The sequence below is a fragment of the Erwinia sp. MYb416 genome, from assembly GCF_037479575.1.
Lineage (GTDB): Bacteria > Pseudomonadota > Gammaproteobacteria > Enterobacterales > Enterobacteriaceae > Erwinia > Erwinia rhapontici.
This window is the reverse complement of sequence record NZ_JBBGYT010000048.1, coordinates 1-1,125: the sequence shown is the minus strand read 5'-3', so window position 1 is coordinate 1,125 and position 1,125 is coordinate 1. Positions and strand designations below refer to the sequence as shown.

Sequence of the window (1,125 nt, the reverse complement as noted above, 5' to 3'; positions counted from 1 at the left end):
GGCTTCAATATCAACGAGGATCTGATCAATACCGACAATCCAGCTGTTAGCTGCATCGTTTTCCGGCAGAACCGGCTGTAGTAAGGGATCACGCGCACTGACGGGGAAATAGTGTTTGGATTTACGTTTACCGGGGAATTTCATCATTGCAGGCTACAGAAGGGGTTCAGAGCGCAATCATAGCACAATTGCGCTCTGTGACGATCACCGAGGGAACATGGCCTGCCGCTGTTTTAGCGGTACTGGTTGACCAACTCCAGCATCATGGTGATATGAGCTTCATCATCATTTAACGCCGGAATGTATTCAAAACGCGTCCCCCCCGCATGGAGGAAGATCTCACGGTTCTCACCGTTAATCTCCTCCAGCGTCTCCAGGCAGTCAGATGAAAAGCCCGGGCTCATAATCTGCACATGCTTCACGCCTTTGGCAGGCAGGGATTTCATGGTTTCATCGGTGTATGGCATCAGCCACGGCTCACGTCCAAAACGTGACTGGAACGTCAGCATCGCTTCGCTGCTGCCCAACCCCAGTGACGCCGTAAGCGCGTTAAAGGTGTCATAGCAGCGCTGGGGATAATCATCACCTTCATTGGCGAAGCGTTGCGGGATGCCGTGGAACGAGGTCACCAGCAGATCGGGCTTGCCGTGCTGTGCAAAAGAGCGTTCAACCGAGGCCTTCAACGCAGCAATATAGGCCGGGTGCTCGGCATAATCACGGATAAACTGCACGGACGGCAGGCTGCGGTAACCCGCGAAGACGTCGGTAATGCCATCCCACACCGCAGCGACGGTCGAGCAGGAGAACTGCGGATAGAGCGGCAGGACAATCAGGCGATTAACACCCTGTTGCATCAGGCTGTCGAGAGCACTTTTCAGGCTCGGATTGCCATAGCTCATCCCCAGCTCCACAGGCATATCCAGCCGTGCGGCCAGCGCGGCTTTCTGACGCTGGCTATACACCATCAGCGGAGAACCTTCGTCCATCCAGACGGAAGCATACAGTTTTGCCACACGCGGAGAGCGCAGCGGCAGAATGCCGATATTCAGGATCGGCCACCACAACCAGCGCGGGGTATCGACCACGCGTTTATCGCTAAGAAACTGTTTAAGATAACGTTTTACG

Annotated in this window: 1 protein-coding gene and 1 pseudogene; both read right to left on the bottom strand. The window is 54.8% G+C overall.

Annotated elements, in window-relative coordinates:
* Positions 1-144, bottom strand: a pseudogene (locus WH277_RS00440) (inosine/guanosine kinase); the annotation flags it as partial.
* A gap of 89 nt (positions 145-233) precedes the next feature.
* The coding region (gene hemH, locus WH277_RS00435; protein WP_339503719.1) for a ferrochelatase at positions 234-1,125 on the bottom strand (892 nt) is incomplete at its 5' end.